We start from the raw sequence: 20,073 nt of genomic DNA on the forward strand, positions 1-20,073 counted from the left end.
AACACCGCCGCCTGCCAATCATTTTCTCGTCCCACGGAAGGGTCGACCCAGCAATAGGGATGTTGCCATGCCGCAAAACACGCTCGACAAGAAAAACTGGATGAGCCACGTGCTGGAGATCGGATGCTTGAAGCTCACCGACCTCGTCTGGCCCGGCGCACACAATTGTGGCATGGACAGAAAACCACCCGATCATGACCCTGTCTTCGGTCATTGGACGGTGTGCCAGAACGGTTCTTTCACCTGGCAACTGGAAAACGGCGCACGGGCTTTCGATATCCGTCTCGGCTACGACCCGGCCCCGGCAGCTCCGGCATTTTACTTCCATCACAACGGCTACAAATCCGGGCGCAACCTGGACGACCTGGTCGACGCCGTCACCGCATTTCTTGATCAGCATCCCGATGAGTTTCTCATCCTTGATTTTCATCAATTGGGCGACGGTGACAAACCCTTTGGTTATCGACAACTGCATGAACGGCTGATGCAGGGCTTGGGCTCGCGCCTGATTTCATTCGAGGACGCGCACCTCGACGTGGCGCACCTCAAGCGCGCGAGTGCCCTGCGCAGAATTGTCGCCGCAGTACCGGCAAGACAAGAACTGGACGATCTGTATTACTGGCCGAAAATCCCGCACAAATGGACAGGCGAAGCGTTCGTCTACCCTTCCGACTTGCGCAATCTGATCGCCACCAGCCTCGCCCAGCCGATGCAAGACATTCTGTGGTCCCTGTCGGTCACTGGTTACACTTTTCTCGGGGGGCCGTCGCACCTTGAGCGACATATCAATGACTGGTTTCATTCCTCTCGCGGCTTGACCACCCGGTGCAGCATCATCAACAGCGACTTTTTCGAGGAGTCGGACATCGTCAATCACTGCTGGATCGCCAGCAGCGAGAAAGCGGTTTATGGCGAGAGGCTCCGCGTCACTGTCTGAAAGCGCTGCTGGCCGAGCGCCCCCCGAAAGAGGCATGATCTGGCGGCGATAATTACAAGAGTGCTCTGGAATGACTCGAACAGCCCGGGTGACCGATCCTTCCTACGAACTGATGGATGACCATAACGGGTTGTCCATCATCTATCGTCAACACGGCTTCCCCTGCCCTTTGGTGCGCTGGCACTTTCACAAGGAGTACGAATTGCACCTGATCGTCGCGAGCTCCGGCAAGGTGTTCATCGGCGACTACATCGGCAACTTTTATCCGGAGACGCTGTTTCTCACCGGGCCGAACCTGCCGCATAACTGGATCAGTCAGGTGGCCGGAGATGAAGTCGTGGAAAAGCGCGACATGCTCGTCAACTTCACCGACGAGTTATTCGAGAGCGGCCATCAGGTGTTTGCCGAACTGAAGTCCCTGGCTCCACTGCTGGAACGCGCGCAGTACGGCATCGAATTTCGCTGCAAACGCACCATCCGCCAGGCCATGACATTGATGCAGCGCATTGCCGACACTCAGGGCATCACCCGGCTCGGGCATTTTTTCATCCTCATGGAACTGTTGGCCGCCAGTGATGACTTTCAGTTGTTGTCCGGCGCCACCACTCCGCAACTGGCGGATGAACACAATATCGATCGCACCAACCGCGCCGTCGACTACATCTTCAGCCACTACGCCCGTGACATTTCCCTGGAAGAAGTTGCCGAACATCTGGGCATGACACCGACTTATTTCAGCCGGGTATTCAAACAGGCGACGGGACGCAATTTCATCGAGTTCGTCAACCGTCTGCGCATCAGCAAATCCTGCGAATTGTTGGCAGATGGCGAGAAGCCGGTGACCGAGGTGTGCTTCGAATCGGGCTTCAACAACATCTCCAATTTCAATCGACGCTTTCAGCAACTCAAGGGCATGACGCCGTCGCACTATCGGCGTCTGGCGGTGCAGCGGCTGACTGAACAGAACCTTGGTTGACACTTCGCGGGCCGGGAAACCTATACACATCCAACGACCTATCTCCGCCCGAATCCGCGTCCCTGCGTATGCACTGTCAAAGTCCAGTGCAAAAAAGTATCAACAAAAGTGCGATGGATGATTTGTCAGCCCTCGGATAGAAGGCTGTAATCAGCGCAGATTCTTCCTGCATTCGGAAGACACAAAAACAATAACCGTCCTTCTGCCCCGTCGGGTGCCAGAAAAGGAGTGCACGATGCAACCCACTGCAAAAGCTCTGCTCGCCCTCACCTGCATGACCCTCAGCAGTTTCAGCCTTGGCGCCCAGACCCTCACCATCGCCACCGTCAACAACAGCGACATGATCCGCATGCAGAAACTCTCGAAAACCTTCGAGACCGAGCATCCGGACATCAAGCTCAACTGGGTGGTGCTGGAGGAAAACGTCCTGCGCCAACGCCTGACCACTGACATCGCCACTCAAGGCGGCCAGTTCGACGTGTTGACCATCGGCATGTACGAAGCTGCGCTATGGGGCGGCAAGGGTTGGCTCGAGCCGATGAAAGATCTGCCGGCCGATTACGCACTCGACGACGTGTTCCCGTCGGTGCGCGAAGGCCTCTCGGTTAAGGGTTCGCTGTACGCCCTGCCGTTTTATGCGGAAAGTTCGATCACTTACTACCGCACCGATCTGTTCAAGGATGCCGGGCTGACCATGCCGGAACGCCCGACCTGGGAAGAAATCGCCGGGTTTGCCGAAAAGCTCACCCAAAAGGACAAAGAGCAATACGGCATCTGCCTGCGCGGCAAGGCGGGCTGGGGCGAGAACATGGCGCTGATCACCACCGTCGCCAATGCCTACGGCGCGCGCTGGTTCGATGAACAATGGAAACCGGAATTCAGCGGCCCGGAATGGAAAAATGCGCTGAATTTCTACGTCAACACCATGAAGAAATCCGGCCCGCCGGGCGCGTCGAGCAACGGTTTCAATGAAAACCTCGCGCTGTTCAACAGCGGCAAATGTGCGATCTGGGTCGACGCCAGCGTGGCCGGCTCGTTCGTTACCGACAAGACTCAAAGCAAAGTCGCCGATCACGTCGGCTTCACCTTCGCCCCGCATCAGCTCACCGATAAAGGTTCGGCCTGGCTGTACTCGTGGGCCTTGGCGATTCCGACCAGCTCCAAGGCCAAAGAAGCCGCAAAAACCTTCAGCGCCTGGGCGACATCCAAAGAGTACGGCGAACTGGTGGCGAAAACCGACGGCATCGCCAACGTTCCACCGGGCACCCGCGCCTCGACTTACAGCGATGCGTACATGAAGGCAGCGCCGTTCGCGAAAGTCACTCTGGAATCGCTGAAGGTCGCTGACCCGGCCAAACCGTCGCTGAAACCGGTGCCGTACATCGGCATTCAACTGGTGACCATTCCTGAGTTCCAGGCGGTGGGCACCCAGGTCGGCAAGCTGTTCTCGGCGGCGCTGATCGGCCAGACCACGGTGGATCAAGCCTTGGCCGCCGCCCAGCAGACCACCGAACGCGAGATGAAACGCGCGGGTTATCCCAAGTAACCGCTTCTAAACCTGTGGGAGCTGGCTTGCCAGCGATGACGCCAGCACATGCAACTTCGATGTCGGCTGCTCCATCGCCATCGCGGGCAAGCGCGCTCCCACAGGGTTCGCGTCGATGTCAGGAATGCTGTCTTGCCTGAACATGTATCTGCACCCAATCGGTTGTGATCGCCATGAATACTTCAACTGCCAAAGCCCATATCGACTTGTCCCAGCCGCAGCGTAAAAGCCGCGTGGCCAATCCCGGCTGGTTTCTGGTCAGCCCTTCGGTGGCCCTGTTGCTGCTGTGGATGATCGTGCCGCTGGGCATGACCCTGTACTTTTCGATGATTCGCTACAACCTGCTCTATCCCGGTGAAAACGAATTCGTCGGGTTGGAGAACTTCAGCTACTTCCTCACCGATTCCGGCTTCATGCCCGGCGCTACCAATACCTTGCTGCTGGTCGGCAGCGTGTTGCTGATCAGCGTGGTGTTCGGCGTACTCATCAGTGCCTTGCTGGAAGCCAGCGAATTCCTCGGTCGCGGCCTCGTGCGGGTGATGCTGATCTCGCCGTTCTTCATCATGCCTACCGTCGGCGCGCTGATCTGGAAAAATCTGATTTTCCACCCGGTCTCCGGGATTCTCGCCTATGTCTGGAAACTGTTTGGCGCGCAGCCGGTGGACTGGCTGGCGCACTACCCGCTGCTGTCGATCATCATCATTGTTTCGTGGCAATGGCTGCCCTTCGCGATTCTGATTCTGATGACCGCGATGCAGTCGCTGGATCAGGAACAAAAAGAAGCGGCACGCCTGGACGGCGCCGGCCCCGTCGCGATCTTCTGGCACTTGACGCTGCCGCACCTGGCGCGGCCGATTGCCGTGGTGGTGATGATCGAAACAATCTTCCTGCTATCGGTGTTCGCCGAGATTTTCACCACCACCAATGGCGGCCCCGGCTATGCCTCGACCAACCTCGCGTACCTGATCTACAACCAGGCGCTGGTGCAGTTCGACGTCGGCATGGCCTCGGCGGGCGGCTTGATTGCCGTGGTCATCGCCAACATCGCCGCGATCATTCTGGTGCGGATGATCGGCAAAAACCTGACTGACAAAGCCTGAGGCCTGCCATGACTCTTCATCAATCCCGCCGGCTGCAAAGCCTGCTGCTCGGCACCCTGGCCTGGGCCATCGCGATCGTGATTTTCTTCCCGATCTTCTGGATGGTGATGACCAGTTTCAAAACCGAGATCGATGCCTTCGCGACGCCGCCGCAGTTCATCTTCACGCCGACACTGGAAAATTACCTGCACATCAACGAGCGCAGTGATTACTTCAGTTTCGCCTGGAACTCGGTGGTAATTTCCTTCAGCGCCACGGCGTTGTGTCTGCTGATTGCGGTGCCCGCCGCTTACTCGATGGCGTTCTACGAAACCCAGCGCACCAAAGGCACGCTGCTGTGGATGCTCTCGACCAAAATGCTGCCGCCGGTAGGCGTGCTGATGCCGATCTACCTGCTGGCCAAGAGCTTCGGCCTGCTCGATACGCGCATTGCGCTGATCGTGATCTATACGCTAATCAACCTGCCGATCGTGGTCTGGATGGTTTACACCTACTTCAAGGACATTCCCAAAGACATCCTCGAAGCCGCGCGCCTCGACGGTGCGACGCTGTGGCAGGAAATGGTTCGCGTGCTGCTGCCGATCGCCAAGGGCGGCCTCGCTTCGACCGTACTGCTGTCGCTGATCCTGTGCTGGAACGAGGCGTTCTGGTCGTTGAACCTCACTTCGTCAAAAGCCGCGCCCCTGACTGCGTTGATCGCCTCGTATTCGAGCCCCGAAGGATTGTTTTGGGCCAAGTTGTCGGCGGTATCGACGCTCGCCTGCGCGCCGATTCTGATCTTCGGCTGGATCAGCCAGAAGCAATTGGTGCGCGGCCTCTCGTTTGGTGCCGTCAAGTGAATTGAAAAGCAAAAGATCGCAGCCTCCGGCAGCTCCTACACAGAGCATGCCGTCCCCCGTGCTGCCGCAGGCTGCGATCTTTTGATCTTAAAAAAAATAACAACGCGGAGGCCCATCCCATGGCCAACCTGAAAATCAAGAATCTGCAAAAAGGCTTCGAAGGTTTTTCCATCATCAAAGGCATCGACCTGGAAGTGAACGACAAGGAGTTCGTGGTCTTCGTCGGCCCTTCCGGCTGTGGCAAATCCACCCTGCTGCGCCTGATCGCCGGTCTCGAAGAAGTCAGCGGCGGGACCATCGAACTCGACGGCCGCGACATCACCGAAGTCAGCCCGGCCAAACGCGACCTGGCCATGGTGTTCCAGACTTACGCGCTGTATCCGCACATGACCGTAAAGAAAAACATGTCGTTCGCCCTCGATCTGGCCGGGGTGCCAAAAGCCGAGGTCGAGAAAAAAGTCGGCGAGGCCGCGCGCATTCTCGAACTGGGGCCAATGCTTGAGCGCAAACCGAAACAGCTCTCTGGTGGTCAGCGCCAACGCGTCGCCATTGGCCGCGCCATTGTCCGTAACCCGAAAATCTTCCTGTTCGACGAGCCGCTGTCCAACCTCGACGCCGCCCTGCGCGTGCAGATGCGTCTGGAACTGTTGCGTCTGCACAAAGACCTGCAAGCGACCATGATTTACGTGACCCACGATCAGGTCGAAGCGATGACCATGGCCGATAAGGTTGTGGTGCTCAACGGCGGCCGCATCGAGCAAGTCGGCTCGCCGCTGGATCTGTATCACAACCCGGCAAACCTGTTTGTCGCAGGCTTTCTCGGCACACCGAAAATGGGCTTCCTCAAGGGCCAGATTGCCCGCCTCGACGGCTCGACTTGCGAAGTTGCGCTGGACGCCGGCACGCGCATCACCCTGCCCTTCGATGCTGCCGGGCTTAGCGCCGGCAGCGCGGTAACGCTGGGCATTCGCCCGGAACATCTGGAATTGGCGCAGCCGGGCGATTGCACGCTGCAAGTCACCGCCGACGTCAGCGAACGCCTGGGCAGCGACACCTTTTGCCACGTGATCACCAGCGCCGGCGAGGCCCTGACCATGCGCGTGCGCGGCGACCTGGCCAGCCGTTATGGCGAGCAACTGAGCCTGCGCCTGGACCCGACACATTGCCACCTGTTCGATGCCGAAGGTGTGGCGCTCACCCGCCCACTGCGCGCTGCCGCCTGACTGCGAGAGACTTGCCCGATGAAACTCAACCTGAACAATCTCCACGGCCTGGCAACCGAAGTGAAACTGCCGGCATACAGCCTCAGCGACACCCGCCAAGGCATCGCGCACATTGGCGTCGGCGGTTTCCACCGCGCGCATCAGGCGTACTACACCGATGCGTTGATGAACACCGGCGAAGCCCTTGACTGGGCGATCTGCGGAGTTGGCCTGCGCGCCGAAGACCGCCGCGCTCGCGATGATCTGCAGGAGCAGGATTATCTGTTCACGCTGTTCGAACTCGGTGACAGCGACGGCACCGAAGTGCGCGTCATCGGCGCAATCCGCGACATGCTGCTGGCCGAGGATGACGCCCAGGCATTGATTGACAAACTCGCCGATCCGCAGATCCGCATCGTCTCGCTGACCATCACCGAGGGCGGCTATTGCATCGATGACAGCAACGGCGAGTTCATGGCGCATTTGCCGCAGATCCAGCATGACCTGACTCACCCGCACGCGCCGAAAACCGTGTTTGGTTTCCTCTGCGCAGCTCTGACCAAACGGCGCGAATCCGGGACGCCGGCGTTCACCGTGATGTCCTGCGATAACCTGCCGCACAACGGCGCCGTGACTCGCAAGGCCTTGCTGGCGTTCGCTGCGCTTCTTGATCCTGAGTTGCGCCAGTGGATTGATGAGAATGTCAGCTTTCCCAATGCCATGGTTGACCGCATCACGCCAATGACCAGCACCGCGCATCGTCTGCAACTGGCCGACAAGCACGGCATCGACGATGCCTGGCCGGTGGTCTGCGAACCGTTTGTGCAGTGGGTGCTGGAAGACAAGTTCGTCAGTGGTCGTCCGGCCTGGGAAAAGGTCGGCGTGCAGTTCACTGACGATGTTTCCCCTTACGAAGAGATGAAAATCAAACTGCTCAACGGCAGCCACCTGGCCTTGACCTATCTGGGCTTTTTGAAGGGCTATCGCTTCGTCCACGAAACCATGAATGACCCGCTGTTTGTGCGCTACATGCGCGCTTACATGGACTTGGACGTTACGCCACAACTGGCGCCAGTGCCGGGTATCGATCTGACCGAGTACAAAGATACGCTGGTGGCGCGTTTCTCCAATCAGGCCATTGCCGATCAACTTGAACGAGTGTGCTCGGACGGCTCGTCGAAGTTTCCCAAGTTTACGGTGCCAACGATCAACCGCTTGATTGCCGACGGGCGCGAAACCAAGCGTGCGGCGTTGGTCGTCGCAGCATGGGCACTGTATTTGAAGGGGATTGATGAAAATGGCGATGCCTATTCGATTCCAGATCCTCGGGCGGCTTTCTGTCAGGGTCTGGTGGCGGACGATGAGTTGATCGCCGAGCGGCTGCTGGGCGTGGAAGAGATTTTCGGCACGGCGATACCGAAGTCGGCGGAGTTTGTTGCAGCGTTCGAGTGGTGCTGCCAGAGTTTGCGCGAGGCAGGCGTTTCACGAACGCTGGAACGAGTGCTCGCCTGAAAAGCCCCTCGCCCTAGCCCTCTCCCGGAGGGAGAGGGAACCGACCGCGTGGTTCTTCCGTTATTCATCGACCTGAAATTCCGAGTCGAATAAAGAGTGTGAAAGGCATGAAAATCTGCTCCCTTTCCCCCTCGCCCCCTTGGGGGCGGTCCGACGTTTCGGGAGGGCTGGGGTGAGGGGGTAGCTCTTGATCTTCAGCGCAATCTGACAGGCCAATAAATGACAACAACAAAGCTCTTCCTGGGTATCGACTGCGGCACCCAAGGCACCAAAGCGATCATTCTCGATGCCGGCAGCGGCCAGGTACTTGGTCAGGGCGCCGCGGCGCACACGATGATCAGCGGCGCCAATGGCCGTCGCGAGCAAGATCCGCAGCAATGGCTGGACGCTTTCGCCCTCGCCACCCGCCTCGCGTTGAAGGAAGCCAACGTCGACGGCCAGTCAATCGTCGGCGTTGGCGTTTCCGGCCAGCAACATGGCTTGGTTTTGCTTGATGAGCAAGGCCAGGTGCTGCGCCCGGCGAAACTTTGGTGCGACACCGAAACCACCGAAGAAAACGACCGGTTGCTACAACTGTTGGGCGGCGAACAAGGCTCGCTGGAACGCCTCGGCGTGGTCATCGCGCCGGGCTACACGGTGTCGAAGCTGCTATGGACGAAAGAACAGCACCCGGCGGTATTTTCCCGCATCGCACGGATTCTGTTGCCGCACGACTTCCTGAATTTCTGGCTCACCGGCAGCGCTTGCAGCGAATACGGCGACGCATCCGGTACCGGTTATTTCAACGTGCGGACGCGGCAGTGGGATTTGCAGTTGCTCAGCAAAATCGACGCCAGCGGACGCTTGCAAGCGGCGCTGCCGGACCTGATCGACGCCCACCACGCTGTCGGCACCGTCCTCCCAGCCATTGCCAAACACCTCGGCATCAATCCCAATGCACTGGTCGCCAGCGGAGGCGGCGATAACATGATGGGGGCTCTTGGCACCGGTAATATCCAGCCCGGCGCGATCACCATGAGCCTCGGTTCTTCCGGCACGGTTTACGCTTATAGCGACACGCCGACAGTCAGCCCGGATGCCTCGGTCGCGACTTTCTGCTCATCCACCGGCGGTTGGCTGCCGTTGATCTGCACAATGAACCTGACCAATGCCACGGGTGCCATTCGGGAATTGTTCAAGCTCGATCTGCAGCAGTTCAACGATCTTGTCGCGCAATCCCCCATTGGCGCCGACGGCGTAAGCATGCTGCCGTTCTTCAATGGCGAACGCGTGCCCGCCCTGCCCCATGCCACCGGCAGCCTGCACGGTCTGACCCTGGATAACCTGACGCCGGCCAATCTGTGCCGCGCCGCTGTCGAAGGCACAACGTTCGGTATGCGTTACGGACTGGATCTGCTACGCCAGAATGGTTTACAAAGCCTGCGCATTTGCCTGATTGGTGGCGGGTCGAAGAGCGCAGTGTGGCGGCAAATCGTCGCTGACATCATGAACACCCCGGTCATCTGCACCGAACAAAGCGAAGCCGCAGCCCTTGGCGCAGCGATTCAGGCGGCGTGGTGCGCGTCAGAGCTCGATGGCGGGACGGACAGCCTCGCTGATCTATGCCAGCGCTGCGTTAAACTGGACGCGAGCAGTGAAACCGTGCCCATCGCCGCCAATGTCGCGGCGTTCCAGCAGGCTTACGAACGCTATCAACAGCATGTCGCAACCTTATAAAGATAAAGAGCAAAAAATTATGTACCTGGTGTGTGGCGAAGCCCTGTTTGATTTTTTCAGTGAAGACGATGCCAGCGGTCTGGCCTCGAAAGTGAATTTCAAGGCGATTGCTGGCGGCTCGCCGTTCAACGTCGCGGTGGGATTACGCCGTCTCGGCGTCGAATCAGCGCTGTTCGGCGGACTTTCCACGGATTATCTCGGCCGGCGCTTGCAGCAAGTGTTGCAGGATGAAGGCGTGCGGCCCGACTATCTGGTGGACTTTGCCGCACCAACCACACTGGCGATGGTCGCCGTCGGCGCCAATGGCTCGCCGCATTACAGCTTTCGTGGCGAAGGTTGCGCAGATCGACAACTGAGCGCCGCGCATTTGCCGACGCTCGGCCCCGAGGTTCGCGGCCTGCACATCGGATCGTTCTCACTGGTGGTGCAGCCAATCGGCGACACGTTGCTGACGCTGGTTCAGCGCGAAAGCGGCAAGCGCCTGATCAGCCTCGATCCAAACGTGCGCCTCAATCCCGAGCCGAATATCGAACTGTGGCGCGAACGCATCGCCACTCTGGTGCAACTCGCAGACTTGATCAAAGTCAGCGACGAAGACTTGAGCCTGCTCTACCCCGAGGAGGATCCACAGCGGGTGATCGAAAGCTGGCTCGAGCACCGTTGCCATTTGGTCTTTCTTACTCGCGGCGGCGACGGCGCTACCGTGTTCAGCCGCCAGCACGGATCGTGGTCGGCCCCTGCTGCAACGGTGAAGATCGCTGACACGGTCGGCGCCGGCGACACCTTCCAGGCCGCGCTGATCACCTGGTTGACCGAACATGCGCTGGATTCGGTGGAAGGTGTGCAGCAACTGGCTCGTGAACAGATCGACAGCATGCTCAAATTCGCCATAGGGGCGGCGGCGCTGACTTGCAGCAAGACCGGCCCGGATCTGCCCTATCGTCACCAATTGGCCTGAGCGCGTAGACTGTCGCCTTTTGTGCGCACGACGGGATAACGGCTTTTGAAATACGGGCAGACGCTGGGACTATTGACGCTGGCAACGCTACTCACCGGGTGTGGCACCTCGCCGCCCCGGTCACCGGAAAACATCTGCGACATCTTTCGCGAAAAAAGTGACTGGTATGACGCCGCACAGGTCACGCAGAAACGCTGGGGCGTGCCGATTCAGGTGCCGTTCGCGATCATGTATCAGGAATCCGGTTACCGTTACGACGCCAAGACGCCGCGCAAATACTTGCTCTGGGTGATCCCGTGGGGCCGCGTCTCGACCGCCTCTGGCTACGCCCAGGCCAAGGACGAAGTCTGGGCCGATTACCAGAAAAGCACCGGCCGCAACTGGGCCGATCGGGAAGACTTCGACGATGCCATCGACTTTGTCGGCTGGTACATGGACAAAACCACCTCGATCAACGGCGTCTACAAATACGACGCCTATAACCAATACCTTAACTACCACGAAGGCTGGGGCGGCTTCCGCAACAAGACCTACGCGAGCAAAGGCTGGCTGTTGCCGACGGCGCGCAAAGTGCAGGCGCGCTCGGATATGTACGCGCAGCAATATGCCGGGTGCAAAGAGGAGTTGAATCGGGGGTTCTGGAGCCGGTTCTGGCATTGGCTCTAACGCCGGCGAAAACTTGTAGGAGCTGCCGAAGGCTGCGATCTTTTGATCTGGATTGCCCCCTCCGATTCCGCGTGGCAATCCAGCCAAATAAGCTGTGCTCCGAATACGATCAAAAGATCGCAGCCTGCGGCAGCTCCTACGCGTTCCAGGCTAGGTCATGCGAGGCTTTACACCTGCTACACGCAACTTTGATCTGAATCTTACTTGCGATTCTGCAGTTCACGCTCGTAGGAATTGTCGCCGCAAGCTCTCCGCGGTCTTTGTCTATACCCGGTTTCATTGACCGAAACGCTCTGCCTAAGGGTTTTCCCTATACCGCGTATGGCCCATACGTACGGCTTTTGCGGCTTGAACGACGCGGCTTTATCCTGCAACATCCAGCACCTGCTTATTCAATGGACGGAATTCAAGGCATGCTGGACGCCAATGCAACCCACATTACCCTCACGCTCGAAGGCGTCAACGCTGACCTGCAAGTCCTCAGTTTCACCGGTCGCGAAGCTCTCAACGAACCGTTCCGTTTTGACCTCGAACTGGTCAGCGCCCGCCCCGACCTGAAACTCGAAGAACTCCTGCACAAGCCCGGCGTACTGACCTTCGGCGCTACCGGCGAGGGCATGATTCACGGTCTGGTCTACCGCATCGAACAAGGCGATTCCGGCAAAACTCTCACGCGCTACAGCATCAGTCTGGTGCCGCAACTCGCGTATCTGCGACACAACCACGATCAACAGATTTTCCAGCAACTGACGGTGCCGCAAATCATCGCCCAAGTGCTGGAAGATCGCGGCATTCTGGCTGATGCCTACAGCTTCCAGCTTGGCGCCGAATACCCTCAGCGCGATTACTGCGTGCAATACGACGAGTCGGACCTGCATTTCATTCAGCGCTTGTGCGAAGAGGAAGGCATCCACTTCCATTTCCAGCACAGCAGCAGCGGCCACAAACTGGTGTTCGGCGACGATCAGACCGTGTTCCGCAAGTTGAAACCGGTGATCTACCAGCAAGACTCCGGCATGGCTGCGGAGAAACCGGTGATCAAGCGCTTCAACCTGCGCCTGGAAACCCGCACCACCCGCGTCAGCCGTCGCGACTACGATTTCGAAAAACCCAAGCTGCTGCCCGAAGGCGCAGTGAAATCCGACTTTGCTCCGGACCTGGAAGACTACGATTACCCCGGCCGCTTCACCACCCGCGAGCGCGGCAAATTCCTCTCCACCCGTGCCCTCGAACGCCATCGCAGCGACTACAAACTCGCCGAAGGCAAAGGTGACGAACCGACGCTGACCAGCGGCCACTTCCTCACTCTCGCCGAACATCCGCGCGGGGAATGGAATGACCTGTGGCTGCTGCTGGAAGTTTTCCATGAAGGCAAACAACCGCAAGTGCTTGGCGAAAACGTCACCAGCGACGTCACCGACAACAAAAGCGATTTCCACCAGGGTTACCGCAACAGCTTCCTCGCCACGCCGTGGGACGCACACTATCGCCCCGCCCTTGAACACCCGAAACCGAAAGTCGTCGGCAGCCAGACCGCCGTCGTCACCGGCCCGGCGGGCGAAGAAATCCACTGCGATGAGTACGGCCGGATCAAAGTGCAATTCCACTGGGACCGCGACGGCCAGTCCAACGACAAAACCACCTGCTGGATGCGCGTCGCCAGCGGCTGGGCCGGCGCGGCGTATGGCGGCATCGCCATCCCGCGCATCGGCATGGAAGTGCTCGTCACCTTCCTCGAAGGCGATCCCGACCAACCGTTGGTAACCGGCTGCCTGTATCACAAGGAAAACGTCGTCCCCTACGACCTGCCGGCAAACAAGACGCGCAGCACCTTCAAAACGCTGAGCTCACCGGGCGGCAAGGGCTACAACGAATTTCGGATTGAAGACAAGAAAGGCGTCGAGCAGATCTACATCCATGCCCAACGCGATTGGGACGAGAACATCGAGCACGACCAGAAGATTCGTGTCGGCAACGAACGGCATGACACCGTTGAAGCCAACGTGTTGAGTGAGTTCAAGGTTGAAGAACACCGGATTACCCATCTGGACCGCATCAGCGAAATGCGCGCCGATGATCACCTGACTGTGGGCATCACGCAGCATGTGAAGCTGGGCACTGGGCAGTTTGTTGAGGCTGGGACGGAGATTCACTATCACGCTGGTGAGAAAGTAGTGATAGAAGGCGGCATGGAACTCACGGCCAAGGCTGGCGGGAGTTTTGTGAAGGTTGATGCGGGTGGGGTTACGATTAGTGGGGCTGAGGTGAAGACCAACTCGGGTGGGGCTCCGGGTGTGGGTAGCGGGATTGCCATCCTCGCCCCCCTCATTCCTGGCCTTGCGGCAGCCGATGCCAAGGGCAAACTCTTGAGCGCTCCGCCAATTGGCAAATCCACCCTCGCCCCTGAGTCCTTGCCAGCCAAAACGGCATCGACCCCCGCCGTGGATGATGAAGAATTCGAAGAAGAGGAAGAAGAAGTCGAGATCGAAGACATTACCCTGCGGATTGGAGTGTTTTTCGATGGTACCGGCAATAACCGTAGCAATAGTGAGCGGGTATATGGGTGCTACGCACCGGATGTGAATTTGCAGGAGTCGGCGGAGGATATTCGCAAGTACTGCGCGTCCTATGGTTACGACGGCAAAGGCAGTACGCCTGATAACAGCTATGGGAATGATGTTAGTAACGTGGCTCGGTTATATGATTTATATCCGAACCAATCAGGTGAAGAAGTCTCTGCAGATGCTGAAATGGCGACTCTCTCTATCTATGTAGATGGCATTGGAACGAGCAGTACCGCTGATGACTCTCTGTTTTCTCAGGGTACAGGTTTAGGCGCGATGGGCGTACGGGCTAGAGTCGAAGAGACGCCAGCCCTACTCGTAACAGCGCTTCGTTCTTTTGTAGCAGCTAATCCCGAAAAGCGTGTCAAGGATATCGAATTTGACATATTTGGTTTTAGCCGTGGATCGGCAGCTGCACGGGACTTCGCGAATGAAGTGCTGAAAGGAGAGCAAGGTATATTAGCTAAGGCAATCCCAAAAGGCACACCTGGTCTAGCGGATTCATTTACATGGAGCGCCAGAAGCGCCGCATCTATTAATTTCATCGGGATTTATGACACCGTTGCGGCCATTGCAAACCCATTGCTATTTGACTTTGGAGGACATAATGCATGGAACCCCGGGATAACCATTTCGTTACCTGCCGGCATTGCAAAAAAAATCGTCCATCTGGTGGCTCGAAATGAAAAGCGTTATAACTTTTCGTTGAATAGTGCAGGATCTGCCGACATCATTCTCCCAGGCGTGCATTCGGATTTAGGGGGTGGGTATTTACCCAAAGCTATTGAGCGTGTATTGATTAGCAAGCCACGAAGGAGCGACGTCAATCGAACCACTCCTGCCTCAGAGGCGAACAGCTATAAACTTGCTCAACAAGACCTGTTAAGACTCCAAGATCAGATGGCCCAGTACAACTTGCCCCTTGAGCTGCGCACATGGGAAGTACCATTCAAAAGTCAAGATAGAGATGATCGAACTCCAAAGAAACATGTTTATGCTGCCGTAAGCAGTCAGCGTACGGTATTCAGCGCTTTATCGTTAATTTACCTTCGAATTATGCGTCAGCTCGCCGTCAATAATGACGTGCCTTTCAGAGACATTTCAGAGAACGATCCACGCCTCGCTCTCCCAGAAGAGCTCGTACCTATTTCAGAAAAACTAATGGCTTTTGCCACCGGTAAAAATTCAACCATTGGATTAACTACTAAAGAGGAAGAACTACTTTTTCAGCGTTATGTTCATTTATCTGACAACTGGAATGCTGCCAAAGGATTAAAGAACAGCGACTTGGACGTAATTTTCATCAATCGCCCCACGGAAAATAATCAACGAACGGTGCATTCTAATGAATAAACTCCTGCACCTTATTGTTGTGGCTTTACTGCTTCCCGGTTGCGTTACAGCCAATAGCGCCTCTCTACCCTATAAAGCTTGGTATCTCGGATTCTTGGCGCCAACCTATATGGAGGTCTGGATCGAAACGGCGGATGTAATAGATTCAAAGGGGCAAGTCTACCGGAGGGCTATGAGTGGTGTCTCCGCAATCCAAACACCAGCTAACAATTCCGGCCATCCAAAAGGTTGGCCAAAAAGAACCGGGCGAGGGAAGGGAAAATACGTAACTGGTGCAGACCTCCCCAAAAAACTTTACGTTCGCTGGCAGTCCTTAGTTGAGCCGCAGACTTACCAAGTTGCTATCGACGTGCCTGAGTCGGCCCGTGAAATGATGCGTAAAGAGGAAACCGTTTACTGTGCATTCGACGGCAAAGAAATATCAGAATATCGAGATGCACTTGTAATAGGACTTGCCCCGGGTGGAATAGTTAAAGTTTGGGTACTTGGTTCTTGCCTACCTCCTGTAGAGGTTGCAAGAGTTCAAGCCGAAATCGACCCACGTGGCCCCTACGAGGGAAAATCCGATGGTCAGTATGATTCACTTTCAGATGTTTCCAAGGCTTATGTAGATAAATTTGGAGTGCCGTATGGCTCTTGGTAAGTAAAAAGGGAGAAGCTTGAGTTTCTTCCTTTTCATCAGATTTTGCGCCTTGAAGGCGGTAGCTCCATCCTGCAACATCCGCCACCTGCTTATTCAACGGACGGAATTCAAGGCATGCTAGACGCCAACGCAACACACATTACCCTCACGCTCGAAGGCGCCAACGACGACCTGCAAGCCCTCAGCTTCACCCGTCGCGAAGCCAGTACGGCCGCATCAAAGTGCAATTCCACTGGGACCGCTAAGGTCAGTCCAACGACAAAACCACGTGCTGGCTGCGTGTCGCCAGCAGCGTAGGTCGGTATCGCCAATCTTGCAAAGCAAGATCTGAAGCGTTTCCAGGACCAGCTTGCCCAATACTCTATTTCGCTAGAAATCAGACCATGGGAAGTGCCATTTCAAGGCACCGAGAATGACAGCAGAAAAAATGAAAAGAGTCTATGCCGCAGTCAGTAGCCAGCGTGAAGTTAGGAGCGATTTATCCTTGATCTACTTCCGCATCATGCGCGAACCCGTTGAAAATGACGTCCCATCCAAATGAATAAATTTATACACATCATTTTTACGGCCCTGCTGATTAGCAGTTGCGCCTCTGTCAATAGCGAACCGTTGACTTATAAATCATGGCATCTGGGTTTTTCCGCCCCCGATTACATGGAAGTCTGGATAGAGACAGCGGATGTAATCGATGTTCAAGGCCAGGTTTTCAGACGGGCAATGAGCGGAGTAGCCTCATTACAAACGCCCCCCAACAACTCCGGCGACCCACGCGGCTGGCCGAAGAGAATCGGTATTGGAGGCGGCAAATATGTGACCGGCGCAGACTTGCCTAAAAAAATCTTCGTACGGTGGCAGTCGCTGGTAGAGCCCCAGACCTACAAAATGGACATTGATATATCTGAATCAACTCGAGAGCTGATGCGCAAAGAAGAAAAAGCATTTTGCGCAGCTGACGGAAAGTGGATCACTGGTTATCGTCAATCAATTGCCGTGCGGCTAGTACCTGGTGGTATCGCTAAAATCTGGGTTGGGGGACCTTGTATGACGCCGATCGAGATCGCAAGAATCAAGGCTGAAGTTGACCCCCGAGGTCCGTACGAAGGCAAATCCGCTGGTCAGTATGATTCACTTTCAGCTGTTTCCAAGGCTTACGTAAATAAATTCGGAGTGCCGTATGGCTCTTGGTGAGTAAGGGAAAAGCTTGAGTTTCTTCCTTTTCATCAGATTTTGCGCCTTAAAGGCGGTAGCTCTATCCTGCAACATTCGCTACCCGCTTATTCAACGGACGGAATTCAAGGCATGCTGGACGCCAACGCAACCCACATTACCCTTACGCTCGAAGGCGTTAACGCCGACCTGCAAGTCCTCAGTTTCACCGGTCGCGAAGCTCTCAACGAACCGTTCCGTTTTGATCTCGAACTGGTCAGCGCCCGCCCCGACCTGAAACTCGAAGACCTCCTGCACAAGCCCGGCGTACTGACCCCCGGCGCCACCGGCAGGGGCAGGATTCACGGTCTGGTCTATCGCATCGAACAAGGCGATTCCGGCAAAACCCTGACGCGCTACAGCATCAGCCTGATGCCACAATTGGCCTATCTGCAGCACAACCATGATCAGCAGATCTTCCAGCAACTGACGGTGCCGAAAATCATCGCCCAGGTGCTGGAAGATCGCGGCATTCTGGCTGATGCCTACAGCTTCCAGCTTGGCGCCGAATATCCTCAGCGCGATTACTGCGTGCAATACGAGGAGTCGGACCTGCGTTTCATTCAGCGCTTGTGCGAAGAGGAAGGCATCCACTTCCATTTCCAGCACAGCAGCAGCGGCCACAAACTGGTGTTCGGCGACGATCAGACCGTGTTCCGCAAGTTGAAACCGGTGATCTACCAGCAAGAATCCGGCATGAGCGCCGACAGACCGGTGATCAAGCGCTTCAACCTGCGCCTTTCAGCGTTATGTACACCTGTCCGATAACTGGAATGCTGCGAAAGGTTTAAACAATAGTGATCTGGGCATTCTTTTCATCAATCGACCTAATGAAAATTTACTTCGGACGGTACATCCAAATGAGTAGTTTCATTCGCTTCGTAATTGCCCTCATGCTGCTGGGCGGATCAGCTATGGCGTATGCAGCTTCGCTGCCTTATGACGCTTGGCGCTTGGGTTTTTCGGCACCTGACTATATGGAAGTCTGGATCGAAACCGCTGATGTTGTCGATATGCAGGGACAAGTGTATCGGCGTGCAATGAGCGGAATTTCAGCTATTCAGACCCCTTCGAATCATAAGGGCAACCCTAAAGGTTGGCCTGCCAGATCGGGGTGGGGTAAAGGTAAATACGTGACCGGCGCAGATTTACCGAAAAATATCTATGTTCGCTGGCAATCACTGGCCGAACCTCAGACCTATCAGGTTGGCATCGATATACCTGAGTCCGCACGAGAAATTATGCGCAGGGGTGAAAAAACCTACTGTACAGCTACAGGAAAGTGGATTACCGGATATCGAAAAGCGATTGCAATCGGTCTCGCCCCGGGGGGCATTGCTAAAGTCTGGGTCCTTGGGCCTTGCTTGACACCAATCGAGGTCACGCGAGTACAGGCCGAGATAGATCCACGCGGGCCATATGAAGGCAAATCCGGTGGTACATACGATTCACTTTCGGATATTTCTAAGAAATATGTCGACAAATTTGGCGTTCCATATGGGTCTTGGTAAGTCCACTCCACCCGCCGAAAGCAAACAGAGCGCCAGCCTTGGTGAGAATCCGCCCACTCCCTGACAGCCGGCGTTCAGCTCGGTTAACCATCGCTTAACGCTGTGGTCAGAAAATCCACTGAACCGCACGCCCTCAGCCATTCTGGCTGTCGCCCAGTGCGGCAGGTTCGGGTGTCACGCCGGACGCTAGAACCGCCACACGGGAGTCCTTTCATGAACATTCGTCCTTTGTTTCTTACCGCCGCCCTCGCCTGCTCCTCGCTCGCCGGGCTGGCGCAAGCTAATGACATATCCGCCACATCCCAAGTCATGCCATATGAATACGGCATGCCGCTGCACGTAGCGAAGGTGGTTTCGTTGACCGAGCCACCCACCCTGGATTGCAAGGTGATCACCGCCGACATGGAATACATCGACAACAATGGAAAGCTCGGTGAGGTCAGCTACAGGAAATTATCCGACGCGTGCAGTAAGCAGAACTGACAGAAATTTCTGATTTGCAGGCTTGCGGTATGCGCGGGGTGCTTTCGAGGGTAAGCTCCACAGCACTTCTCACTGCCGCAAGGATTCGCCATGCAGTTGTCGTTCCGCACTTTATCGGGTCTTACCGCTGCCCTTTGTTTTTTACTCGCGCTGATTTGGGGAGTTTTCCCTGATATTTTGCTGGCAATCTGGAGCATCGAGTATTCGGACGGCGCCGGGTTTGTCGCGCGTCGTAGTGCGGTTCTGTTCGCTGGATTGGGCGTGATGTTTTGTCTGGTGCGCAATGCACCACCATCAATCGCGCGAAGCGCACTGAGCAACGGTTTTATTGTTGGATGTTTCGGCTTGGCGGTTCTGGGTTTCGCTGAATGGCTCAACGGCCATGCCGGCCCTGGTATTTTGCTCGCGGTGCTGGTTGAGTTCGCGCTGGGCCTTGGTTTTGTGCAGGCCCGGCGCGTGACGGTAGAATTGGGTGAAACGGTAGGTTAAACGGCTCGGGATCGAGCACTGAAACGTTGCTGGGTAGATTGCTCGCTCAGATCCGAGCGCAGACCAGCGATCAGGTTATTTATTTCACGACAACCGTTGAGTTTGCGGGCGTCGATGCCACTCACCAGCAACTCGACCTGATCAGTTTGATGATCGCCAAATACCTTGACGGTCATCGACAAGTCCGGTGAGAGCGTGCATTGGCAGCGTTTCGGCAGAAAGCTGCTTTCGACAATATTGCGTAGTTCCAAGGCAGACAGAAACATGGCGAACCCTTCCTTACTGTGAGATTGCCAATCAAGTATTCACGCTGACCGTTGCTGCTCCTGCACGGGTGTGTCCCCGTTTTTCCCTGGATGCTGCGTGCGGTGG

Annotated in this window: 17 protein-coding genes and 2 pseudogenes; 18 read left to right on the forward strand and 1 reads right to left on the reverse strand. The window is 56.4% G+C overall.

The annotated features are described in order from the left end of the window. Positions 1-67: 67 nt before the first annotated feature. From EL257_RS14390 to EL257_RS14480, 18 genes and pseudogenes are all read left to right on the forward strand, one after another. Positions 68-937, forward strand: coding sequence for a phospholipase (locus tag EL257_RS14390; protein ID WP_126363584.1), 870 nt, complete (start codon positions 68-70; stop codon positions 935-937). A gap of 70 nt (positions 938-1,007) precedes the next feature. Continuing rightward, entirely contained in the window at positions 1,008-1,913 is a 906-nt protein-coding gene (locus EL257_RS14395) for an AraC family transcriptional regulator (RefSeq protein WP_126363586.1), read from the forward strand. A 235-nt stretch (positions 1,914-2,148) separates the two neighbouring features. Further along, positions 2,149-3,459: an ABC transporter substrate-binding protein gene (locus EL257_RS14400; protein ID WP_126363588.1), complete on the forward strand. Its 1,311-nt coding sequence runs from the start codon at positions 2,149-2,151 to the stop codon at positions 3,457-3,459. 173 nt (positions 3,460-3,632) lie between these two features. Beyond that, positions 3,633-4,559: a carbohydrate ABC transporter permease gene (locus tag EL257_RS14405; RefSeq protein WP_126363590.1), complete on the forward strand. Its 927-nt coding sequence runs from the start codon at positions 3,633-3,635 to the stop codon at positions 4,557-4,559. An 8-nt stretch (positions 4,560-4,567) separates the two neighbouring features. Continuing rightward, on the forward strand, positions 4,568-5,398 hold the full coding sequence (locus tag EL257_RS14410) for a carbohydrate ABC transporter permease (RefSeq protein ID WP_126363592.1): 831 nt from the start codon (positions 4,568-4,570) through the stop codon (positions 5,396-5,398). Positions 5,399-5,517: 119 nt separating this feature from the next. Continuing rightward, positions 5,518-6,621 carry an ABC transporter ATP-binding protein gene (locus tag EL257_RS14415; RefSeq protein ID WP_126363594.1) on the forward strand — a complete coding sequence of 368 codons (1,104 nt, stop codon included), beginning with the start codon at positions 5,518-5,520 and terminating at the stop codon, positions 6,619-6,621. Between the two features lie 18 nt (positions 6,622-6,639). Beyond that, complete coding sequence (locus EL257_RS14420; protein ID WP_126363596.1) at positions 6,640-8,112, forward strand: mannitol dehydrogenase family protein; 1,473 nt, start codon at positions 6,640-6,642, stop codon at positions 8,110-8,112. A 219-nt stretch (positions 8,113-8,331) separates the two neighbouring features. Continuing rightward, the gene (gene xylB, locus EL257_RS14425) at positions 8,332-9,828 is read left to right on the forward strand and encodes a xylulokinase (RefSeq protein WP_126363598.1); all 1,497 of its coding nucleotides are present in this window, start codon (positions 8,332-8,334) and stop codon (positions 9,826-9,828) included. A 19-nt stretch (positions 9,829-9,847) separates the two neighbouring features. Next, entirely contained in the window at positions 9,848-10,786 is a 939-nt protein-coding gene (locus EL257_RS14430) for a carbohydrate kinase family protein (protein WP_126363600.1), read from the forward strand. Positions 10,787-10,831: 45 nt separating this feature from the next. Further along, on the forward strand, positions 10,832-11,452 hold the full coding sequence (locus tag EL257_RS14435; protein ID WP_126363602.1) for a hypothetical protein: 621 nt from the start codon (positions 10,832-10,834) through the stop codon (positions 11,450-11,452). A 413-nt stretch (positions 11,453-11,865) separates the two neighbouring features. Then, positions 11,866-15,369 carry a type VI secretion system tip protein TssI/VgrG gene (gene tssI, locus EL257_RS14440; protein ID WP_126363604.1) on the forward strand — a complete coding sequence of 1,168 codons (3,504 nt, stop codon included), beginning with the start codon at positions 11,866-11,868 and terminating at the stop codon, positions 15,367-15,369. Next, positions 15,362-16,012, forward strand: a complete 651-nt coding sequence (locus tag EL257_RS14445; RefSeq protein WP_126363607.1) for a DUF2931 family protein — start codon at positions 15,362-15,364, stop codon at positions 16,010-16,012. The genes tssI (EL257_RS14440) and EL257_RS14445 overlap by 8 nt, the downstream gene beginning before the upstream one ends. A gap of 206 nt (positions 16,013-16,218) precedes the next feature. Beyond that, a pseudogene (locus EL257_RS28430) lies at positions 16,219-16,302 on the forward strand (hypothetical protein); the annotation flags it as partial. A gap of 247 nt (positions 16,303-16,549) precedes the next feature. Continuing rightward, positions 16,550-17,200, forward strand: coding sequence for a DUF2931 family protein (locus EL257_RS14455; protein ID WP_126363609.1), 651 nt, complete (start codon positions 16,550-16,552; stop codon positions 17,198-17,200). 111 nt (positions 17,201-17,311) lie between these two features. Continuing rightward, positions 17,312-17,959 (forward strand): annotated as a pseudogene (gene tssI, locus EL257_RS14460) (type VI secretion system tip protein TssI/VgrG); the annotation flags it as partial. A gap of 119 nt (positions 17,960-18,078) precedes the next feature. Next, positions 18,079-18,729 (forward strand): DUF2931 family protein, encoded by a 651-nt coding sequence (locus EL257_RS14465; protein WP_126363611.1) that lies wholly within the window; start codon positions 18,079-18,081, stop codon positions 18,727-18,729. Positions 18,730-18,942: 213 nt separating this feature from the next. After that, complete coding sequence (locus EL257_RS14475) at positions 18,943-19,212, forward strand: DUF2790 domain-containing protein (protein ID WP_126363613.1); 270 nt, start codon at positions 18,943-18,945, stop codon at positions 19,210-19,212. A 90-nt stretch (positions 19,213-19,302) separates the two neighbouring features. Beyond that, the gene (locus tag EL257_RS14480) at positions 19,303-19,701 is read left to right on the forward strand and encodes a hypothetical protein (protein ID WP_126363615.1); all 399 of its coding nucleotides are present in this window, start codon (positions 19,303-19,305) and stop codon (positions 19,699-19,701) included. Here EL257_RS14480 and EL257_RS14485 read toward each other — a convergent pair. Then, positions 19,698-19,967, reverse strand: coding sequence for a DUF1652 domain-containing protein (locus EL257_RS14485; protein ID WP_126363617.1), 270 nt, complete (start codon positions 19,965-19,967; stop codon positions 19,698-19,700). The genes EL257_RS14480 and EL257_RS14485 overlap by 4 nt on opposite strands. Positions 19,968-20,073 lie beyond the last annotated feature (106 nt).

It is taken from the genome of Pseudomonas fluorescens (assembly GCF_900636825.1).
In the GTDB taxonomy this organism is placed as follows: domain Bacteria; phylum Pseudomonadota; class Gammaproteobacteria; order Pseudomonadales; family Pseudomonadaceae; genus Aquipseudomonas; species Aquipseudomonas fluorescens_BG.

What these genes read in the sequence shown, in the direction of transcription:
- EL257_RS14390 (WP_126363584.1), top strand. Translation starts at nt 68, where the DNA reads ATGCCGCAAAACACGCTCGACAAGAAAAACTGGATGAGCCACGTGCTG.
- EL257_RS14395 (WP_126363586.1), top strand. Translation starts at nt 1,008, where the DNA reads ATGACTCGAACAGCCCGGGTGACCGATCCTTCCTACGAACTGATGGAT.
- EL257_RS14400 (WP_126363588.1), top strand. Translation starts at nt 2,149, where the DNA reads ATGCAACCCACTGCAAAAGCTCTGCTCGCCCTCACCTGCATGACCCTC.
- EL257_RS14405 (WP_126363590.1), top strand. Translation starts at nt 3,633, where the DNA reads ATGAATACTTCAACTGCCAAAGCCCATATCGACTTGTCCCAGCCGCAG.
- EL257_RS14410 (WP_126363592.1), top strand. Translation starts at nt 4,568, where the DNA reads ATGACTCTTCATCAATCCCGCCGGCTGCAAAGCCTGCTGCTCGGCACC.
- EL257_RS14415 (WP_126363594.1), top strand. Translation starts at nt 5,518, where the DNA reads ATGGCCAACCTGAAAATCAAGAATCTGCAAAAAGGCTTCGAAGGTTTT.
- EL257_RS14420 (WP_126363596.1), top strand. Translation starts at nt 6,640, where the DNA reads ATGAAACTCAACCTGAACAATCTCCACGGCCTGGCAACCGAAGTGAAA.
- xylB (WP_126363598.1), top strand. Translation starts at nt 8,332, where the DNA reads ATGACAACAACAAAGCTCTTCCTGGGTATCGACTGCGGCACCCAAGGC.
- EL257_RS14430 (WP_126363600.1), top strand. Translation starts at nt 9,848, where the DNA reads ATGTACCTGGTGTGTGGCGAAGCCCTGTTTGATTTTTTCAGTGAAGAC.
- tssI (WP_126363604.1), top strand. Translation starts at nt 11,866, where the DNA reads ATGCTGGACGCCAATGCAACCCACATTACCCTCACGCTCGAAGGCGTC.
- EL257_RS14445 (WP_126363607.1), top strand. Translation starts at nt 15,362, where the DNA reads ATGAATAAACTCCTGCACCTTATTGTTGTGGCTTTACTGCTTCCCGGT.
- EL257_RS14455 (WP_126363609.1), top strand. Translation starts at nt 16,550, where the DNA reads ATGAATAAATTTATACACATCATTTTTACGGCCCTGCTGATTAGCAGT.
- EL257_RS14465 (WP_126363611.1), top strand. Translation starts at nt 18,079, where the DNA reads ATGAGTAGTTTCATTCGCTTCGTAATTGCCCTCATGCTGCTGGGCGGA.
- EL257_RS14475 (WP_126363613.1), top strand. Translation starts at nt 18,943, where the DNA reads ATGAACATTCGTCCTTTGTTTCTTACCGCCGCCCTCGCCTGCTCCTCG.
- EL257_RS14480 (WP_126363615.1), top strand. Translation starts at nt 19,303, where the DNA reads ATGCAGTTGTCGTTCCGCACTTTATCGGGTCTTACCGCTGCCCTTTGT.
- EL257_RS14485 (WP_126363617.1), bottom strand. Translation starts at nt 19,967, where the DNA reads ATGTTTCTGTCTGCCTTGGAACTACGCAATATTGTCGAAAGCAGCTTT.